General features: G+C 71.2%; 13 protein-coding genes and 1 other RNA gene. 11 read left to right on the top strand and 3 right to left on the bottom strand.

Translation table 11 applies throughout. From position 1 onward, the window contains the following. Positions 1 to 330: 330 nt before the first annotated feature. Entirely contained in the window at positions 331 to 3,450 is a 3,120-nt protein-coding gene (locus ACWD2L_RS30950) for an FHA domain-containing protein (protein WP_351338135.1), read from the bottom strand. 399 nt (positions 3,451 to 3,849) lie between these two features. Between ACWD2L_RS30950 and ACWD2L_RS30945 the strand changes: the two genes are divergently transcribed. The 4 genes from ACWD2L_RS30945 (at position 3,850) to ACWD2L_RS30930 (ending at position 9,150) form a co-directional block, all read left to right on the top strand. After that, positions 3,850 to 5,493 carry a serine/threonine-protein kinase gene (locus tag ACWD2L_RS30945; RefSeq protein WP_351338137.1) on the top strand — a complete coding sequence of 548 codons (1,644 nt, stop codon included), beginning with the start codon at positions 3,850 to 3,852 and terminating at the stop codon, positions 5,491 to 5,493. 113 nt (positions 5,494 to 5,606) lie between these two features. Next, positions 5,607 to 6,851, top strand: a complete 1,245-nt coding sequence (locus ACWD2L_RS30940; RefSeq protein WP_351338139.1) for a serine/threonine-protein kinase — start codon at positions 5,607 to 5,609, stop codon at positions 6,849 to 6,851. A gap of 57 nt (positions 6,852 to 6,908) precedes the next feature. Continuing rightward, entirely contained in the window at positions 6,909 to 8,015 is a 1,107-nt protein-coding gene (gene prfB, locus ACWD2L_RS30935) for a peptide chain release factor 2 (protein ID WP_351338141.1), read from the top strand. 340 nt (positions 8,016 to 8,355) lie between these two features. Further along, positions 8,356 to 9,150 carry a hypothetical protein gene (locus ACWD2L_RS30930; RefSeq protein ID WP_351338143.1) on the top strand — a complete coding sequence of 265 codons (795 nt, stop codon included), beginning with the start codon at positions 8,356 to 8,358 and terminating at the stop codon, positions 9,148 to 9,150. A 67-nt stretch (positions 9,151 to 9,217) separates the two neighbouring features. Here ACWD2L_RS30930 and ACWD2L_RS30925 read toward each other — a convergent pair whose 3' ends face one another. Then, positions 9,218 to 9,409, bottom strand: a complete 192-nt coding sequence (locus ACWD2L_RS30925; RefSeq protein WP_351338145.1) for a hypothetical protein — start codon at positions 9,407 to 9,409, stop codon at positions 9,218 to 9,220. A gap of 290 nt (positions 9,410 to 9,699) precedes the next feature. On the opposite strand from ACWD2L_RS30925, the gene ftsE reads away from it, so the two are divergent. The 6 genes from ftsE (at position 9,700) to dacB (ending at position 15,363) form a co-directional block, all read left to right on the top strand. After that, positions 9,700 to 10,389 carry a cell division ATP-binding protein FtsE gene (ftsE, locus tag ACWD2L_RS30920; protein ID WP_326015669.1) on the top strand — a complete coding sequence of 230 codons (690 nt, stop codon included), beginning with the start codon at positions 9,700 to 9,702 and terminating at the stop codon, positions 10,387 to 10,389. Between the two features lie 51 nt (positions 10,390 to 10,440). Continuing rightward, positions 10,441 to 11,358, top strand: a complete 918-nt coding sequence (ftsX, locus tag ACWD2L_RS30915) for a permease-like cell division protein FtsX (protein ID WP_351338148.1) — start codon at positions 10,441 to 10,443, stop codon at positions 11,356 to 11,358. A gap of 78 nt (positions 11,359 to 11,436) precedes the next feature. Next, a complete protein-coding gene (locus tag ACWD2L_RS30910) occupies positions 11,437 to 12,609 on the top strand; it encodes a S41 family peptidase (protein ID WP_351338150.1) in 1,173 nt (390 codons plus the stop codon). A gap of 31 nt (positions 12,610 to 12,640) precedes the next feature. Further along, positions 12,641 to 13,186: an SsrA-binding protein SmpB gene (gene smpB / locus ACWD2L_RS30905; RefSeq protein WP_351338241.1), complete on the top strand. Its 546-nt coding sequence runs from the start codon at positions 12,641 to 12,643 to the stop codon at positions 13,184 to 13,186. Positions 13,187 to 13,295: 109 nt separating this feature from the next. Beyond that, positions 13,296 to 13,683: a transfer-messenger RNA gene (ssrA, locus tag ACWD2L_RS30900) on the top strand. A 96-nt stretch (positions 13,684 to 13,779) separates the two neighbouring features. After that, complete coding sequence (dacB, locus tag ACWD2L_RS30895; RefSeq protein ID WP_351338153.1) at positions 13,780 to 15,363, top strand: D-alanyl-D-alanine carboxypeptidase/D-alanyl-D-alanine endopeptidase; 1,584 nt, start codon at positions 13,780 to 13,782, stop codon at positions 15,361 to 15,363. Positions 15,364 to 15,382: 19 nt separating this feature from the next. Here dacB and ACWD2L_RS30890 read toward each other — a convergent pair whose 3' ends face one another. Then, a complete protein-coding gene (locus ACWD2L_RS30890; protein ID WP_351338156.1) occupies positions 15,383 to 16,576 on the bottom strand; it encodes an MFS transporter in 1,194 nt (397 codons plus the stop codon). Between the two features lie 129 nt (positions 16,577 to 16,705). On the opposite strand from ACWD2L_RS30890, the gene ACWD2L_RS30885 reads away from it, so the two are divergent. Next, positions 16,706 to 17,683: a LysR family transcriptional regulator gene (locus ACWD2L_RS30885; RefSeq protein WP_351338158.1), complete on the top strand. Its 978-nt coding sequence runs from the start codon at positions 16,706 to 16,708 to the stop codon at positions 17,681 to 17,683. Positions 17,684 to 17,769 lie beyond the last annotated feature (86 nt).

The raw sequence follows: 17,769 nt of genomic DNA, 5'->3' as shown, positions 1-17,769 counted from the left end.
CTTTGCGGCTGGCCGTCACCGCCTTGGGCAGTCTGCCGCTGGCCCGGCTCCCTACCCTTTGCGGCTGGCCGTCACCGCCTTGGGCAGTCTGCCGCTGGCCCGGCTCCCTACCCTTTGCGGCTGGCCGTCACCGCCTTGGGCAGTCTGCCGCCTGGGGCGGCAGGGTGGGCAAGGCGGCGCCCCGGTGCGGCGCACCCATACGGCAGGGCTCGGCCACGGTGCCGCTGAAGTGGCGCGGCCGTACGTAGGGGCTGGTCCCGGTGCTGCCGGGCCGGTGTGGCGCGGCCGTACGTGGGGGACCAGCCCCGGTGCCGCCCGGAACGGTGCCGCCTAGAGGAGTGAGGGGACCTCGGTTGCCGATACGGAACGCGAGGCGCGCTCAAGCGCACTCGCCAGGAGGGCCAGGTCCGTGGGGCCGTTGCCCAGTTCGCGGACCGGGCGGCGGTCCGGGGGGTCGCCCATGCGGGCCCATTCCAGCGCCACCACGGTGGGCCGCTGAGTGGCCGTACGAGGGATGCGGCCGGTCACCCGGCCCGCCTGTACCTCGACGTCCCGCCCGTCCGCCCCGTGCAACACCCCACGCCCCGGCGCCGGATCCTCACTCCCGGCCCCTGGCGCGTCCAGCACCACCCGCGGCCGAGCCACCCACCCCCCGGCCCCGCCGGAGGCGAACGCCGCGACGAGGTGCACCCCGAGCCGCTCCCCGTCCCGTACGACGGCCTCCAGGGCCCGGACCACGGACCCCGCGGCCGGCCGCCCCATCGACCCGAGCGGCGGCGACAGCAACGCGTCCAGGTCGTCCACGACGACCACGAGCCGCGGCAGCGGAGGCCCGGCCTCCGCCCGCTCCCGCGTGGCCCCGGGACGGAGCCGCATCGTCGAACTCGGCGGCACGTCCACATCCCCGGCACTCTCGGACGACGGCGCCCCGCGCTGGGACACGACCCGCCCCGACACGGCCCGCTGTGTGTGCCACTCGGAGAAGTGCGTACGCCCTATGAGCTCGGCCCGCCGCTTCAGCTCGGTACTCAGCGCCTGGGCGAACTCCCGCATCCGTACGGGGTCGTTGGCACCGAGGTGCGTCGTGACGTGCGGCAGGTCCGTGCAGACCCGCAGCCCCTCCGCGCGCTCCCCGCCCGACGCCCCGTCGACCAGCACCATCCCGAGCCGGTCGGGACGCTCCGCCGCGGCGAGCGACGCGGCGACCGAACGCAGCAGTTCCGTACGGCCACTTCCCGCGGGCCCCTCGACCAGCAGATGCGGCCCTTCCGCGGCCAGGTCCACGGTCAGCGGCCCGCGGGGCCCGGCCCCGAGCACCGCCCACACCCGCCCGCCGATGGAGTCGGGATCGTCCCCGGCCGCCGCCCAGCGCGCCATGAGGGACGCCGGGGTGGCACGGGCGAGCCCCAACTCGTCCAGGAGGCGGGAGGTTTGGGGCAGCGGCGCCGACACGCGCGAGCCCGGCCGGTCACCGGAACCGCCCACCGCGTCCGTGCGCAACGGAGCGAGCGCCCGCGCGAACCGCTCCGCCCAGGCGAGCGACACCGCGTCGGCCGTACCGACCGTGCCGTGCCCGACGAGCTGGCCCTGCGCAGCCCGGTGCAGGCGAAGTGTCGTCGCCACGTCACCGCTGAGCAGCGCCACGGCCCCGCACGCGCGGAACGCCGGGCTCTGCGCGCAGGCCGCCTCATAGCTCTGTGTGGCCGGTGAGGCGGGCGAGGCGGCGGGCGCCTCGGCCAGGCACACCACGTGGATCCCGGCCGCGGCCCCTTCGGCGGCGAGCCGCACCGTGGCCTCCCGAAGGGAGGCGCTCCCCGGGTCGCCGTCGATCACGACGACCGTCGCGGCGACGGGCTCGTCGGGAGTCCGCGCCGAGGGCCGGTACCCCGCCGCGTGGTCGTCGAGGCGGCGCAGCAGCTCGTTCGTACGGGCCGCCGCCTGCTCACGGTCGTACGCGAGCAGCAGCCGGCAGTCCTGGCCGTGGGCGGGGCGTACCTGGGGCAGCCAGCCGAGCCAGGACCAGTCGGCGACCCGCTCCTCCAGGGAGCGCGCACGGTCGGTCGAGACCAGTACGAGCTCCAGGCGCTCCGGCGCGTGCAACGTCGTGAGCTGGGCGACGGCGCAGCGCGCCAGGCCCGCGAGCCGCGCGCGCGGCCCCGCGACCCCCAGCGCCCCGGCCTCGGCGAGGCCCACGGTCACCGGCACGGCGGGTAGCAGCCCCACCCCGCCGGGACCCGGCCGGTCGACGCTGCCGAGCCGCACCGCGAGCGCCTCCGCGTCGCCGGGCCCGCGCTCCCACAGCCGCGGCCCGGGGCCGAGCGCGGTGAGCAGCAGCGCGGCGGCGTCGGGCCACGTCTCGGCGGCGCCGGCGACGGGCCTGGGCTCCTCCTCGTACGAGGGGGCCTCAGCCTCAGGAGGCATGGAGAGGTCGGCGACGGGTTCGGAGCGCTGTGGGGTGCGCAGCACGTGCGGCTCGTGGATCTCGTGCTGCTGGTCCTCCATGTCGAAGCCCTCACGCTCGTCCCGCTTGCCGCGGCGCAGCAGGCGCGAGAGCCCGCCGCGCTTGCGCGGTGCCTGCGGCAGCGAGGTGCCACGCGCGGGGGTGCCCACGCGCGTGGGGTCCGCCTCTTCGGTCGGCTCCTGTTCGGGTACCAGCGGCCGCGCGCCCTCATGAGCGGCATCGCTCGCCGCGCCCCAGGCGGAGTCCCCGTACGCGTGCCCGGTCTCCTGGCCGGGGTCGGCGGCGGGAGCCTGCGCGGGCGCGTCAACCGGCTGTTCGGTGAACAGCACCCGTACGTGCCCCTCCCCGTCCGGCGCCGTCCGCAGCGGCCTGGGCCGGGCGGCGTCACCCGCGACGGAGACCCGCAGCGCCGATTCACCGAGGCGCACCAGCGAACCGGGGGACAGGCGGACGGGGCGGGAGCCGAGGGGGCGGCCGTCCACCGACGTCCCGTTCGTCGACTCCAGGTCCTCCACCGAGATCCGGCCGTCGGCGCCGAGCGTCACCGCGCAGTGCAGGCGTGACACGTCCGGGTCGTCGAGCGATACGTCGGCGTCGGCGGAGCGGCCGATACGGATCTGCCCGCCGTGCAGCAGGTGGACGCCGCCCGCGTCGGGGCCCGCCACCACATGGAGCTGGGCCGCCGCGTCGTCCGGCTCGGGGCCCGGGTCCACGGGGGCGCCGAGCGCGATCACCGCGCCGTCGATCAGCGGGGGCTCACCTATGACGCAGCGCTGTGCATCGAGCCGCTCCGTGCCCGCGTACAAGGTCGTGGACCCCGCCTCGCCGCCCGCGACGGCGGTGGCCAGGCCGGAGGCGACCGCCGCGAGTGCGGTGCCTGCGGGCGCCGTGACCAGCACGTCGACACCGCGTGCCAGCGCTCCGTCACCACATGCGAGCATGTCGGGGCGCGTGCCCAGGGGGTCTACGACGGTAAGCCGGATCTGCATCGCCGCCTGCGGTCCCTTCTGCGCGGGCGCCCGGGAACAGAGGGGCTGCCCCGCGGTCCCCCACCGCAGATTCCCCCCACCGCCACGGGCACGTCAGCCAGTGCTGGAGGCATCCTTGCACTTGCCGCTGACAACACGCCCGCCCCCCACCCGTAAGTGATCTTGATTGGTCGGCTCTGCCCGTAAAAGTTCCTGCTCGTTGCCCGCTTGAGATCAGTCACGTCGTCCCTCGGCAACCGACTGCCCCAGCCGTGCGTCTTTCCGTCGAACATGGGTAGGGCCGTCACGGCCGAAACCACGGAAGATCGACAGTCGGTACCGGGGGATCCGCCACTAGAGTGGGTCGGAACACCCGGAACCAGGTGACCCAAGCAAGTACCGATGCAGGGAGCGCATGACGTGCGGCCGGTAGGCAGCAAGTACCTGCTCGAGGAGCCGCTCGGACGCGGCGCCACGGGCACCGTCTGGCGAGCCCGCCAGCGCGAGACGGCGGGCGCCGAGGCGGCCGTCGCCGGGCAGCCCGGCGAGACCGTCGCGATCAAGGTCCTCAAGGAAGAGCTCGCCAACGACGCGGACGTGGTGATGCGCTTCCTCAGGGAGCGCTCCGTCCTGCTGCGGCTCACCCACCCGAACATCGTGCGCACCCGCGACCTGGTCGTCGAGGGCGAGCTGCTCGCCCTCGTCATGGACCTCGTCGAGGGCCCGGATCTGCACCGCTACCTGCGCGAGAACGGGCCGTTCTCGCCGGTCGGCGCCGCGCTCCTGACGGCCCAGATCGCCGACGCGCTCGCCGCGTCGCACGCCGACGGGGTGGTGCACCGCGACCTCAAGCCGGCCAACGTCCTACTGAAGCAGGACGCCGGTGAGATGTACCCGATGCTCACCGACTTCGGCATCGCCCGCCTCGCCGACTCCCCGGGCCTGACCCGCACCCACGAGTTCGTCGGCACGCCCGCCTACGTGGCGCCCGAGTCCGCCGAGGGCCGCCCGCAGACCAGCGCCGTCGACGTCTACGGCGCGGGCATCCTGCTGTACGAGCTGGTCACGGGCCGACCGCCGTTCTCCGGCGGCTCTGCGCTCGAGGTCCTGCACCAGCACCTCAGCGCCGAACCGCGCCGTCCCTCGACGGTCCCGGACCCGCTGTGGACGGTCATCGAGCGCTGCCTGCGCAAGAACCCGGACGAACGGCCGAGCGCGGAGAACCTCGCGCGCGGCCTGCGCACCGTCGCCGAGGGGATCGGCGTGCACGCGAACAGCGCGCAGATCGCCGCGGCCGAGGGCGTCGGCGCGCTCCTGATGCCGGACCCCACCCCGGCCCACGTGCCGGGCACCCCCGGCACCTCGGACGCGGACCCGACGCAGGTGCTGCCGAACAACGCGGCGGCGGCGGGCTTCGCCGGAGCGGCGGGGGCGGCGGCCGGTGCCGCGGCGGCGTCGGCGTACGACCCGAACGCGGCCACCAGCATCATGCAGCAGCAGGGCAACGGCCAGGGCGGCGACGCCGCCGATCCGACGGCCGTGATGCCGCCCATGCCGCAGGGCCAGCCGGAGCAGATGCCCGACGCCTGGGGCAACCAACTGCGCGCGGCCCGCGACCGCAACGAGCAGACGCAGGTCCAGTACCTCGACCCGAACGAGGACCCGCTGCGCCGCCGCCCGCAGCGCCAGGTCGCGCGCCCGCAGCAGCAACAGCCCCAGCAGCACCAACCGCAGCAGTACGCGCCGCAGCAGCAGCCCCAGCACCAGCCGCAGCAGTACGCGCCGCCGCAGCAGCCGCCGCCCCGCCAGGCCCCGCGCCCGGCACCGGAGCCGCGCGAGCCGCGCCGCCGCAGTCCCAACCGGATGCGGATTCCGGGCCTCGGCTGCCTCAAGGGCTGCCTGTTCATGATCGTGATGCTCTTCGTGGTGAGCTGGCTGGTCTGGGAGTTCACCCCGCTCCAGGACTGGATCGGCACCGGCAAGGGCTACTGGGCCCAGATCTCCGACTGGTTCTCCACAGTGTCCGGCTGGATCGGCGATCTCGGGAGCAAGACCGGCAACTAGACGGTGACGTTGGCGATTTGTCGACACCCAGCGGGTGAATTCCCCCTCTGATGCGCAGGTTGGCGTCCGAGCCGCGTAGCTTGGGCGCCAACACGCGTCTGGTAGGAGCAGCCTTGGCACGGAAGATCGGCAGCCGGTACACCGCACACCAGATCCTGGGGCGCGGCAGTGCGGGCACGGTGTGGCTGGGTGAGGGACCCGAGGGTCCGGTCGCCATCAAACTGCTGCGCGAGGACCTCGCCGCCGACCAGGAACTGGTCGGCCGCTTCGTCCAGGAGCGCACCGCCCTGCTGAGCCTCGACCACGCGCGCGTGGTGGGCGTGCGCGACCTGGTGGTCGACGGGAACGACCTGGCGCTCGTCATGGACCTCGTACGGGGCACGGACCTGCGCACGCGGCTCGACCGCGAGCGCCGGATGCCGCCCGAGGCCGCGGTCGCCGTCGCCGCGGACATCGCCGAGGGCCTCGCCGCCGCGCACGCCGCGGGCATCGTGCACCGCGACGTCAAGCCGGAGAACGTACTGCTCGACATGCAGGGCGAGCTCGGCCCCGGCGGCTCGCACCCCGCGCTGCTCACCGACTTCGGCATCGCCAAGCTGATCGACACCCCGCGCCGCACGCGCGCGACGAAGATCATTGGAACGCCGGACTACCTCGCCCCCGAGGTCATCGAGGGCCTGCCCGCGCGCGCGGCCGTCGACATCTACGCGCTCGCGACGGTCCTGTACGAACTTCTCGCCGGCTTCACGCCGTTCGGGGGCGGCCACCCCGGCGCCATCCTGCGCCGGCACGTCACGGAGACGGTGGTCCCGCTCCCCGGCATCCCCGACGAGCTGTGGACGCTGCTCATCCAGTGCCTCGCCAAGGCCCCGGCCTCCCGCCTGCGCGCCACCGAGCTGGCCGCGCGTCTGCGCGAACTGCAGCCGATGCTCACCGGCCTGCCCCCGCTCGACGTGGACGAGCCGGAGACGGAGCCCGCCCCCGACGACGAACCGGACCAGCGGACCGAGACGCCGGAGGACCCCCCGGAGCGGCCCCGCCGCGGCGCCGTCTCCCTGATCCCCGGCTCCGCGCCCAAGGACTCCAACCGCGACACCCATACGTCGATGAGGGTCCCGGCCCCGGACGAACTGGCCGGCGGCGCCCGCGGCACCGCCCGCGCACCCCGCGCCCACGGATCGCCCCGGCCCGGCTCGGCCCGCAACCGGCACTCTGCGCGCCGCAGACGGATCACCCTCGGGGTGGCCGGACTCGTCCTGGTCGCCGCGGTCGGCGGCGGCGTATGGGCGGCAGCGTCCTCGGGCTCCGACGAGGCGCCGCCCGTGGACAGCAACAATTCCGCGCCCGCACAGCCGTAGCACCGGCGCCGAGGACGGCCGGGGCGGATCACTTGCACCAGCCGTTAGGCTGGTCCTGTGGCAGTCGTCGATGTATCCGAAGAGCTGAAGTCCCTCTCCTCGACCATGGAGTCGATCGAGGCCGTCCTGGACCTCGACAAGCTGAGGGCAGATATCGCCGTGCTCGAGGAGCAGGCGGCCGCGCCGTCCCTGTGGGACGACCCGGAGGCGGCGCAGAAGATCACCAGCAAGCTGAGCCACCTCCAGGCGGAGGTCCGCAAGGCCGAGGCGCTGCGCAGCCGTCTCGACGATCTCGGCGTGCTGTTCGAGATGGCCGAGGAGGAGGACGACCCGGACACCCGTGCCGAGGCCGAGTCCGAGCTCAAGGGCGTGAAGAAGGCGCTGGACGAGATGGAGGTCCGCACGCTGCTCTCCGGCGAGTACGACTCCCGCGAGGCCCTCGTCAACATTCGCGCCGAGGCCGGCGGCGTCGACGCCGCGGACTTCGCCGAGCAGCTGCAGCGCATGTACCTGCGCTATGCCGAGCGGCACGGGTACAAGACGGAGGTCTACGAGACCTCGTACGCGGAAGAGGCCGGCATCAAGTCGACCACCTTCGCGGTCAAGGTCCCCTATGCCTACGGAACGCTCTCCGTCGAGCAGGGCACGCACCGCCTGGTGCGCATCTCGCCGTTCGACAACCAGGGCCGTCGCCAGACGTCCTTCGCGGGCGTCGAGGTGCTGCCCGTCGTCGAGCAGACCGACCACGTCGAGATCGACGAGTCGGACCTGCGCGTGGACGTCTACCGCTCCTCGGGCCCCGGCGGCCAGGGCGTGAACACGACGGACTCCGCGGTCCGTCTGACGCACCTCCCCACCGGCATCGTGGTCTCCTGCCAGAACGAGCGCTCGCAGATCCAGAACAAGGCCACGGCCATGAACGTGCTGCAGGCCAAGCTCCTCGAGCGGCAACGCCAGGAGGAGCGCGCCAAGATGGACGCCCTCAAGGGCGACGGCGGCAGCTCCTGGGGCAACCAGATGCGTTCGTACGTCCTGCACCCGTACCAGATGGTCAAGGACCTCCGTACCGAGTTCGAGGTCGGCAACCCGCAGGCCGTTCTCGATGGCGAGATCGACGGCTTCATCGAGGCCGGAATTCGCTGGCGCAAGCAGCAGGAGAAGTAACTCCGGGTTTCAACGAATTACAGGCAACTACCGTTTCGAGAGCGGTAGTTGCCTTTCGTTTTGCGCCAATCCGAATCCAGATGTGCCGCACTTGTGAAGACTGGCCAGGCATTTACGTCACAGTCACATGTTCGTAAGGCGGTCAACTCGCCTCAACTGTGGACATAGCGTACGCAACGCCCTTGACGTTGATCTCAAAAGTGGAAAGGGTTGCGCGCGGCATGCGTATTAGTGGGACGCGTGTGAACGGGGGAGGGGTGTACGAGGCCTCTGTTGTCTCCGATGAACGCGGTCCCTGGCGCTGCTCCACTGACGATTGGCTACTGGGGGTAGCAGACAGATGACCAAGAAGACGCGGATCCGCTTTGCGCGGATAGCGGCCGGTGCGGTAATTGCGGCCGGCGCCTCGCTGACCGCCGCGGGTGCGGCATCCGCCGCCACCGTCGACGAGAAGAGCGGCGAGACGTGTGGCCCGCTCGGCCTTATTTGCTGGCCCACCGACGACGACAGCGGTGACGACGAGCAGCCGCCCGGCGATGAGGACCCGGGCAACGGCATCGCGGGTGTCACCGAGGGCAACACCAACGGTGGCGTCGCCGGTATCACCGAGGGCAACACCAACGGCGGCGACACGACCGGCGGTGACGACTCCACGGGTGGTACCGGTGGCGACGACTCCACCGGCGGTGCCACGACCGGTGGCGACGACTCCACCGGTGGCAACGGCAACTCGGGTGGCAACGGCAACGGTGGCGGCACCGGCGGCGACGACTCCACCGGTGGCTCCTCCACCGGCGGTTCGTCCTCCACCGGCGGTTCCACGACCGGTGGCGACGACTCCACGGGTGGCGGCTCCAGCACCGGTGGCTCGTCCACCGGCGGTGGCGACAACACCAACCCCGACGGCAACAACAACCCCGTCGAGCAGGGTCAGGGCAAGGACAGCCTGCAGGACACCGGCTCCGCTCCCACCGAGCAGACCGGTGCCGCAGCCAAGCCCAGCGGCGAGCTGGCCGAGACCGGCTCCTCCGGCACCACGTTCCTGGTGATCGGTGCGGCCACGATGATCGCGGGCGGTGTCGGCTTCCGACTCCTGCCGCGCCTCGCGAACAACCGCGGCGGCGCCGCCGCGTAGCACTACGCATACGCGAAGGGCCCGGAGCCGATCGGCTCCGGGCCCTTTCGTATGTCTTCCGTGGCGACTACACCGTCTGATGCGCGAGGAGCGCCACCGCTGCCACGAGCACCGCCACCAGGGCGACCAGCGCCATGGGGCTGAGCGCGGCCAGCGGGTTCTGCTGCTGAAGCCGCTCGCGATTCGCCCGGCACACCGGGCAGCGGCCCTCGCTCACAGGGGCCGCGCAGTTCGCGCACACCAATCGGTCGTAGGTCATGCGCTTCTCCTCCTCCCGCGCGGCGGAGCCTGCCACCGGGCACCCTGGGGTTCTCTCCGCTCAACGCTCCGGGAAACGCAACCGTTCCCCCTACCACTGTGCCAGCTTCCCGGAAATTAGGCGCGCCCCGCTGGAAGTACCGCCCCTGACCAGGTACGGGGCGGACAATTCCGGCGCCGTATCGCGCATCGCGGCGGGACAAAACGCTCAACGAGGGACGGCGCCTGCGCTCCGTGCGCGGCTTCGCGTATGGTCACGCACACCTACCTCCGGCTACCCGTGGTGCACCCGTGATCCGATTCGACAACGTCTCCAAGGTCTATCCCAAGCAGACCCGGCCCGCCCTCAGGGATGTCTCCCTCGAGGTCGAGCGTGGTGAGTTCGTCTTCCTGGTCGGCTCGTCCGGCTCCGGCAAGTCGACGTTCCTGCGCCTCGTGCTGCGCGAGGAGCGGGCCAGCCACGGCCAGGTGCACGTCCTGGGCAAAGACCTTGCACGCGTATCCAACTGGAAGGTCCCGCAGATCCGCCGCCAGCTCGGCACGGTCTTCCAGGACTTCCGGCTCCTGCCCAACAAGACGGTCGGCGAGAACGTCGCCTTCGCCCAGGAGGTCATCGGCAAGTCCCGCGGTGAGATCCGCAAGTCCGTGCCGCAGGTCCTCGACCTCGTCGGCCTCGGCGGCAAGGACGACCGCATGCCCGGCGAGCTCTCCGGTGGTGAGCAGCAGCGCGTGGCCATCGCGCGGGCCTTCGTCAACCGGCCGAAGCTGCTGATCGCGGACGAGCCGACGGGCAACCTCGACCCGCAGACCTCGGTCGGCATCATGAAGCTGCTCGACCGGATCAACCGGACGGGCACCACCGTGATCATGGCCACCCACGACCAGAACATCGTGGACCAGATGCGCAAGCGCGTCATCGAGCTGGAGCACGGCCGCCTCGTGCGCGACCAGTCGCGCGGCGTGTACGGCTACCAGCACTGAGAACCGCGAGAAGTACCGAGAAAGAAAGCTGCGAAAGGCGTTAGTGACGCTATGCGTGCCCAATTCGTTCTGTCGGAGATCGGCGTAGGACTCCGCCGTAACCTCACGATGACCTTCGCCGTGATCATCTCGGTTGCCCTCTCGCTCGCCCTTTTCGGCGGCTCGCTGCTCATGAGCGACCAGGTCAACCAGATGAAGGGCTACTGGTACGACAAGGTCAACGTCTCGATCTTCCTGTGCAACAAGGGAGATGCCGACTCCGACCCGAACTGCGCCAAGGGCCCGGTCACGACCGAGCAGAAGAAGGAGATCGTCAGGGATCTCGACAAGCTGCCCGTCGTCGACTCCGTGGCGCACGAATCGCAGGACCAGGCGTACAAGCACTACAAGGAGCAGTTCGGCGACTCCCCGCTGGCCAGCTCGCTCACGCCGGACCAGCTCCAGGAGTCGTACCGGATCAAGCTGAAGAACCCGGAGAAGTACGACGTCATCGCGACGGCGTTCAACGGGCGGCCCGGAGTGCAGTCCGTGCAGGACCAGAAGGGCGTGCTCGACAACCTCTTCCGGCTGCTCGGCTACCTGAACTACGCGGCGGGCGCGGTGATGGTGGTGATGCTCGTGGTCGCGCTGCTGCTGATCGTGAACACCGTCCGGGTGTCCGCGTTCAGCCGCCGCCGCGAGACCGGGATCATGCGGCTCGTCGGCGCGTCCGGCTTCTACATCCAGGCGCCGTTCATCATGGAGGCCGCGGTCGCCGGGCTCATCGGCGGCGGCATCGCCTGTGTGTTCCTCGCGGCCGGCCAGTACTTCGTGATCGACAACGGCGTGGCCCTCTCCGACAAGCTGCAGCTCATCAACTTCATCGGCTGGGACTCGGTGTTGACGAAGCTGCCGCTGATCCTCGCCGTGAGTGTGCTGATGCCGGCGCTTGCCGCGTTCGTCGCGTTGCGCAAGTACCTGAAGGTGTGACGAGAGTCCTTCGCGCCACGGGGCGTCGTGCGGGTCAACGCCCCGTACGGCGCCCTCGGTTGTCCTAGACTCACCGACATGTCAGGTCCGGAGCTGTACTCCAGGCCCCGTCGCATCGGCCGCGGGGCGACCCTGACATTGATCTTCGTGACGGTCCTCGCGGGTGGCGCGGCCACCGGCTCCTGGCCGGGTGGGCACCAGAAACCCAAGGAGAGCGCGGACAGTTCGCTCGTCGCCGCGCACGAGAAACCGATCGCGCGACCGACCGATCCGAGCGACGCGGCGGCCGAGGCGATGGCCGACGGGAAATCGCCCACGAAGGCCGCCGAGGACGCCGTCAGCCGCAGCGGCGACCGCTGGGGCTCCGTCTACTCGCGAGGCGAGTACGAGGAGTTCGAGCAGGCCCTCGACGGCGAGTACACCGGCATCGGCCTGCGGGCCCGGCGCACCGCCGACGGGTGGGTGCAGGTCTCCAAGGTCCGGCAGGGCTCGCCCGCGCAGCACGCCGGCATCCGCGAGGGCGACCGCATCGCGGCGGTCGACGGCGAGCCGGTCACCGGACACCCCGTCACCGAGGTCCTCGCGCTCCTGCGGGGCAAGCACGCCGGCACCCCCGTCCACGTCGGCCTGCAGCGCGGCACGCGCGCGTGGAGCGAGACCCTGCGCCGCGCCAACCTGTCGACCGACTCCGTCACCTCCACGCGACTGCCCGACGGCGCGACGCTCGTGAAGGTCAGCGCCTTCACGAAGGGCGTCGGCGACCAGGTGGACACGGCGGTCGGCGCGGCACCCGCGCGCGCGGGCGTCGTGCTCGACCTGCGGGGCAACGCCGGGGGCCTGGTCACCGAGGCGGTCAGGGCGTCCTCCGCGTTCCTCGACGGCGGGCTCGTGGCGACGTACGACGTACGCGGGGCGCAGCGGGCCCTGCACGCGCAGCGGGGGGCCGACACGTCCAGACCGGTGGTCGTGCTCGTCGACAGCGGGACGATGAGCGCGGCCGAGTTGCTCACCGGCGCCCTCCAGGACCGCGGCCGAGCGGTCGTCGTGGGCTCCAGGACCTTCGGCAAGGGTTCGGTCCAGATGCCGAGCCGACTGCCCGACGGCTCCGTGGCGGAGCTGACCGTCGGGCACTACCGCACCCCATCGGGCCGTACGGTCGACGGCCGTGGCATCACGCCCGATCTGGAGGCCGAGGCGGACACCCTGCGGCGGGCGGAGACAGTATTGACTGGCCTCGGGGCCCCCTCGTAGTGCGAAAATGGCCAGCACTATGGCCAAGGCAATGTATGTACCGAAGGAGTCCCAGCCCAAGCAGGGCAAGGGGGCGTCGTCCGAGAAGAAGGACGGCAAGCGCAAGATGGTCGCGCAGAACAAGAAGGCGCGCCACGACTACCTGATCATGGACACCTACGAGGCCGGCATCGTGCTGACCGGCACGGAGGTCAAGTCCCTGCGGCAGGGTCGCACCTCGCTCGCCGATGCCTTCGTCCAGATCGACGGGGGTGAGGCGTGGCTGCACAACGCCCACATCCCCGAGTACAACCAGGGCACCTGGACGAACCACGCGGTGCGCCGCAAGCGCAAGCTGCTGCTGCACCGGGAGGAGATCGACAAGCTGGAGTCGAAGTCCGAGGAGACCGGGCACACGATCGTGACCCTGGCGATCTACTTCAAGGACGGCCGGGCGAAGGCCGAGATCGCGCTCGCCAAGGGCAAGAAGGAGTACGACAAGCGGCAGACGCTGCGCGAGAAGCAGGACCGGCGGGACTCGGACCGGGCGATCGCCTCGGCGAAGCGGCGGCAGCGCAACAACGAGCGGATGGGCTGAGGGCATCCGTCAGGAATAGGCTGGCATCGTCGGGCGTTGGTCACGTACGATGGCACTGCTCCTCACCGCAGGGGCACCGGGTCGAGAGGCCCACTTGAAAAAACCACATGGGGATGATCGGTTTCGACAGCGGATGTCGAAGCAGGTGAAGCGTGTCGAGGAAGCGGCAATGATCTCGTTAACCATATGTCGCAACCAATAATCGCCAATTCTAAGAGCGATTCCCAGTCCTTCGCCCTCGCTGCCTAATAAGCAGTGAGTGAGGGACCCTAAAGGGTGTCAGCCCGGGAGTGTTCCCGGCCCGGATCCTGGCATAATCTAGGGAACTAAACTTTTCCGTCCGGCCACGGGGCGGAAAAGGAAATCAAACAGTGGCTGGGCCCGTCGGCGACTTGTTCGCGTGATCACCGGGGCCGAGAAAATCGAAGCGAACTGCACACGGAGAAGCCCTGCTGCTGCACCGTTGGACGCGGGTTCGATTCCCGCCATCTCCACCAGCCACACCCCATGCGATTCAGGCCCGACTGTTCAGACAGTCGGGCCTTTGTCGTGGGTCTTGGCGGGGCCCTGCGGTTCCGGGATGCTCCTGTGGCATGAGTAGACGCAAGGGATCGAGATGGACCCTGCCCGCCGTGGCCGTCGTGATCGCAGCAACGCTGAGTTGGGGAGCGCCCGCCGGCGCCGATTCCACACCCAGTGGGCTGCCGGAGGCGATCGACACGATTCTCGGTGACGCGCGGATGGAGGGCGGCGCGGCGAGTGTCGTCGTGGCCGACGCGAAGACCGGGGAGACCCTGTACCAGCACAATCCGACCGGGCGGCTCGCGCCCGCCTCCAACACGAAGCTCGCCACCTCCACCGCGGCGATGGGCGTCCTCGGCCCCGACTACCGGTTCGGCACGGATGTGCTCGCCGGTGGGCGGGTGCGCGGCGGGGTGCTCGACGGGGACCTGTATCTGCGCGGCACCGGGGACCCGACCACCCTCGCCGCTGATTACGACAAGCTCGCCGCCGACGTCGCCGCGGCCGGTGTGAAGCGGGTGAGCGGGCGGCTCGTCGCGGACGACACCCGGTTCGACGACCACCGGATCGGTGACACCTGGGGCGGCGACGACGAGTCCTCGTACTACGCCGCCCAGATCAGCGCGTTGAGCGTCGCGCCCGACACCGACTACGACACCGGGACCGTCATCGTCGAGGTGAAGCCTGGCGCCAAGGCGGGGGACCGGCCCGCCGTCAGTGTCACGCCGAAGAACCGTTACGTCGATATCGACCTCAAGGCGTCCACCGTCCGGGCCGGAGGAGACGACACCGTCGCCGTCGAGCGGCGGCACGGGACCAACACCATCACCGTGAGCGGCACCGTGCCGGTGGGCGGGGACACCACCAAGGAGTGGGTGACCGTGTGGGAGCCGACCGGGTACGCGGCCGCCGTGTTCCGGGACGCGCTCGCCGCGCACGGGGTGAAGGTCGGCGGTTCCACCAAGCTGGGACGGGCCACGCCCGAGGGCGCGAAGCGGCTCGCCACGCACGACTCCATGCCGCTGAAGGATCTGCTGATCCCCTTCATGAAGCTCTCCAACAACATGCACGCCGAGTCCCTCACCAAGGCCATGGGCTACAAGGCGACCGGAAAGCCCGGGAGTTGGGGTGACGGCATCGACGCCGTCGCCGACTATCTGAAGGGCGCCGGGGTCGACGCCACCAAGCTGCGGCAGGTCGACGGGTCCGGGCTCTCGCGCAAGGACAACTTCGCCGCCCGCCAGCTCGCCGACCTCCTCCTCTCCGTACAGGACGAGCCCTGGTACGCCGACTGGTACAAGTCGCTTCCCGTGGCCTGCGACCCGGACCGGTTCGTCGGCGGGACGCTGCGGAGCCGGATGTGCGACACGCCCGCCGCGCTCAACGCCCGTGGCAAGACCGGGTCGTTGACGGGCGCGTCCGCGCTATCGGGCTATGTGAAGGACGCCGACGGGCGGTCGCTCGTGTACAGCGTCGTCCAGAACAACTACCTCGTCGACTCCGTGAAACCGCTCGAGGACGCCATCGTCGTGACCCTCGCGAAGTCGACGTCCAAGGAGGCGGCGGCCGTCGCGCCGAAGTCCACGCGCTCCGTCCCGGCCGCCGAACGGGACGGCGACCTGGAGTGCTCGTGGCGCAAGCCGGTCACGTGCTGATCCGCCGCCGACGGACCCGTCAACGGCCGACGCGTACGTAGCCGTACAGCGCCAGCAGCAGTGCGCACGCCGCTGCCGTGACCGGCACCGTGTACGCCGCGGTGGGGCCCCAGTGCTCCACCGCGGCGCCGCCCGTCGCCGAGCCGCACGCGATGCCGCCGAGGATGGCCGTCACCGCGAGCGTCATGCCCTCGTTCAACTGGCCTTCGGGGGTGCGCTGTTGGACCAGCGTCATGCCCGTCACCATCGTCGGGGCCGTCGCCATGCCCGCGATCAGGAGTGCGCCCCCGAGGACGTACAGCGAGCCCGTGAGCGCCGCCGCGAGCAGGGGCAGCGTCATCAGCGCCGCCATCGCCGCGACGCACACCGGGTGGCGGCGGGCCGCGGGTCCCGTCGGCCGTACGGCGCCGAAGATCAGGCCCGCCACGCACGAACCCGCCGCCTGCAACGCCAGGATGCCGCCCGCCCACGGCTTGTGGCCCAGCCCGTCGGCGAAGGCCACCGTGACGACTTCGAGGGAGCCGAAGATCGCGCCTGTCGCGAGGAAGACGACAAGGAGGGACGGTATGCCACGCGCGCGTAGTGGCGTTTTCGTCGCCTTCGTAGGCGCGTGGGCGGGCGGCTCCGTCGCGCGCTGGGCGGTGAACACCAGGATGCCCGTCACCATCAGGAACGCGCCGACGAGCGCGCCCGCCTCCGGGAACAGCGCGCTGCACAGGAACGCGGCCACCACCGGGCCGAGCATGTAGCAGAGCTCGTCCGCCGCCTGCTCGAAGGAGTTCGCGGTGTGCAGCGCTCTCGGATCGCCGTCGAGCAGATGCGACCAGCGGGCCCGCGACATGCCGCCCGTGTTGGGCTGCGCCGCCGTCGGCAGATACGCCGCGAACAGTGCCCAGTCCGGGACGTCGAGCCGTACGCACACCAGGAGCGCGAGCGCGCCGGACGCCGCAACCAGCGTCGCGGGCACGGCGACCCTGGCCTGTCCGTACCGGTCCACCATGCGTGCGAGCCACGGCCCGATGAACGCGCTCGCGACCAGGGCCGACGCGGTGACCGCCCCGGCGAGCGCGTACGAGCCGCGGACCCCGGAGATCAGCATCACGGCGCTGATGCTGAACATCCCTTGCGGGAAGCGGGCGATGAGGTTGCCGAAGGTGAAGGCGCGGGCGCCGGGGATGGCGAACAGCCGGGTGTAGGACGTGGTGGTGGCCATGCCATGAGCATCACCGCAGGTCAGGTGTGGGGTCCAACACCTACTCGGCGCCGATTGACGCGCCTGTGTTGTCAATTCTCACGCGCCTGCGTTGTCAGTTTTCACGCGCCTGCGTTGTAAGTTCGCCCGATGCCACCAGCGAACGTCGAACCCCGCCTGCTGCGCGCCTTCCTCGCCGTCGCCGACGAGCTGCACTTCACCCGCGCCGCCGCCCGGCTGTACGTCGCCCAGCAGGCGCTCAGCCGAGACATTCGGCGCCTGGAACGGGAGTTGGGCGTCGACCTCTTCGGCCGCACCACCCGGCAGGTGACGCTCACCGCCGACGGGGCCCGGCTGCTGCCGCACGCGCGGCGCGTGATCGCGGCGCAGGACGAGCTGCTCACGGCCTTCACCGGGCCCGCCGCCACCGACCCGCCGCTGCTCGTCGACGTCAACAGCCCGGGTCTCGCGCACGAGCGGGTGCTCGCACGGGCCCGCGAACTCGCCCCGGGCCACGAGCTGATGGCCCGCTACGAGAGCGGCCTGACCTGGGCCGCCGCCGAACTCCTCGCGGGGCGGCTCGACGTGTCCTTCGGCCGGTTCGCCGGACTCGACCCGGCCGTGCGTGCCCGGCTCTCCCAGCAGCCCGTGCGCTACGAGCCGATGGCGATCATGCTGCCCGATGACCATCCGCTGGTCGCGCTCGACGCCGTGCCGCTGGACCGGCTCGCAGGGGAGACGGTCTACGCGGGCGCCGGTAACCCCCGCACGCCCGAATGGACCGATCTCGCCCGCCTGTTGTTCGAGGGCCGGGGCATCCACGTCGCGCCGCCCGCGCCGCTCGCCGTCGGCAAGGAGGAGTTCCGCCGGATCATGGGCAAGTACCGGAATCCCGTCCTTACCGGGGTGGACTTTCCGGCCATGCCGGGGTCGGTGCTGCGCCCGCTCGTCGACCCGGTGCCACTGTCGCCTGTGTCACTCGTGTGGCGAAAGGGGCGCAAACACCCCGGAATTGCGGCACTTCGGGCCGCCGCGGCCGCCCTCGCGGTGGAGGGCGGGTGGCTGGAAAGGCCTCCGGAGGCGTGGATTCCAGCCGCAGATGTGCAGATTATGTTGAGTCGTGAATGAGGTGTGTACGCGGGTGTCACTGGTGTGCGCTACATTCGGGGGTCGAGTGCAGTGTGATAAGAGGGGGCGCTTGGATCGGGTGGGGG

The sequence above is a fragment of the Streptomyces sp. NPDC002754 genome, from assembly GCF_053592315.1.
Note: the sequence above shows the minus strand (reverse complement) of the source record. Positions and strands in the feature narration are given on the sequence as shown.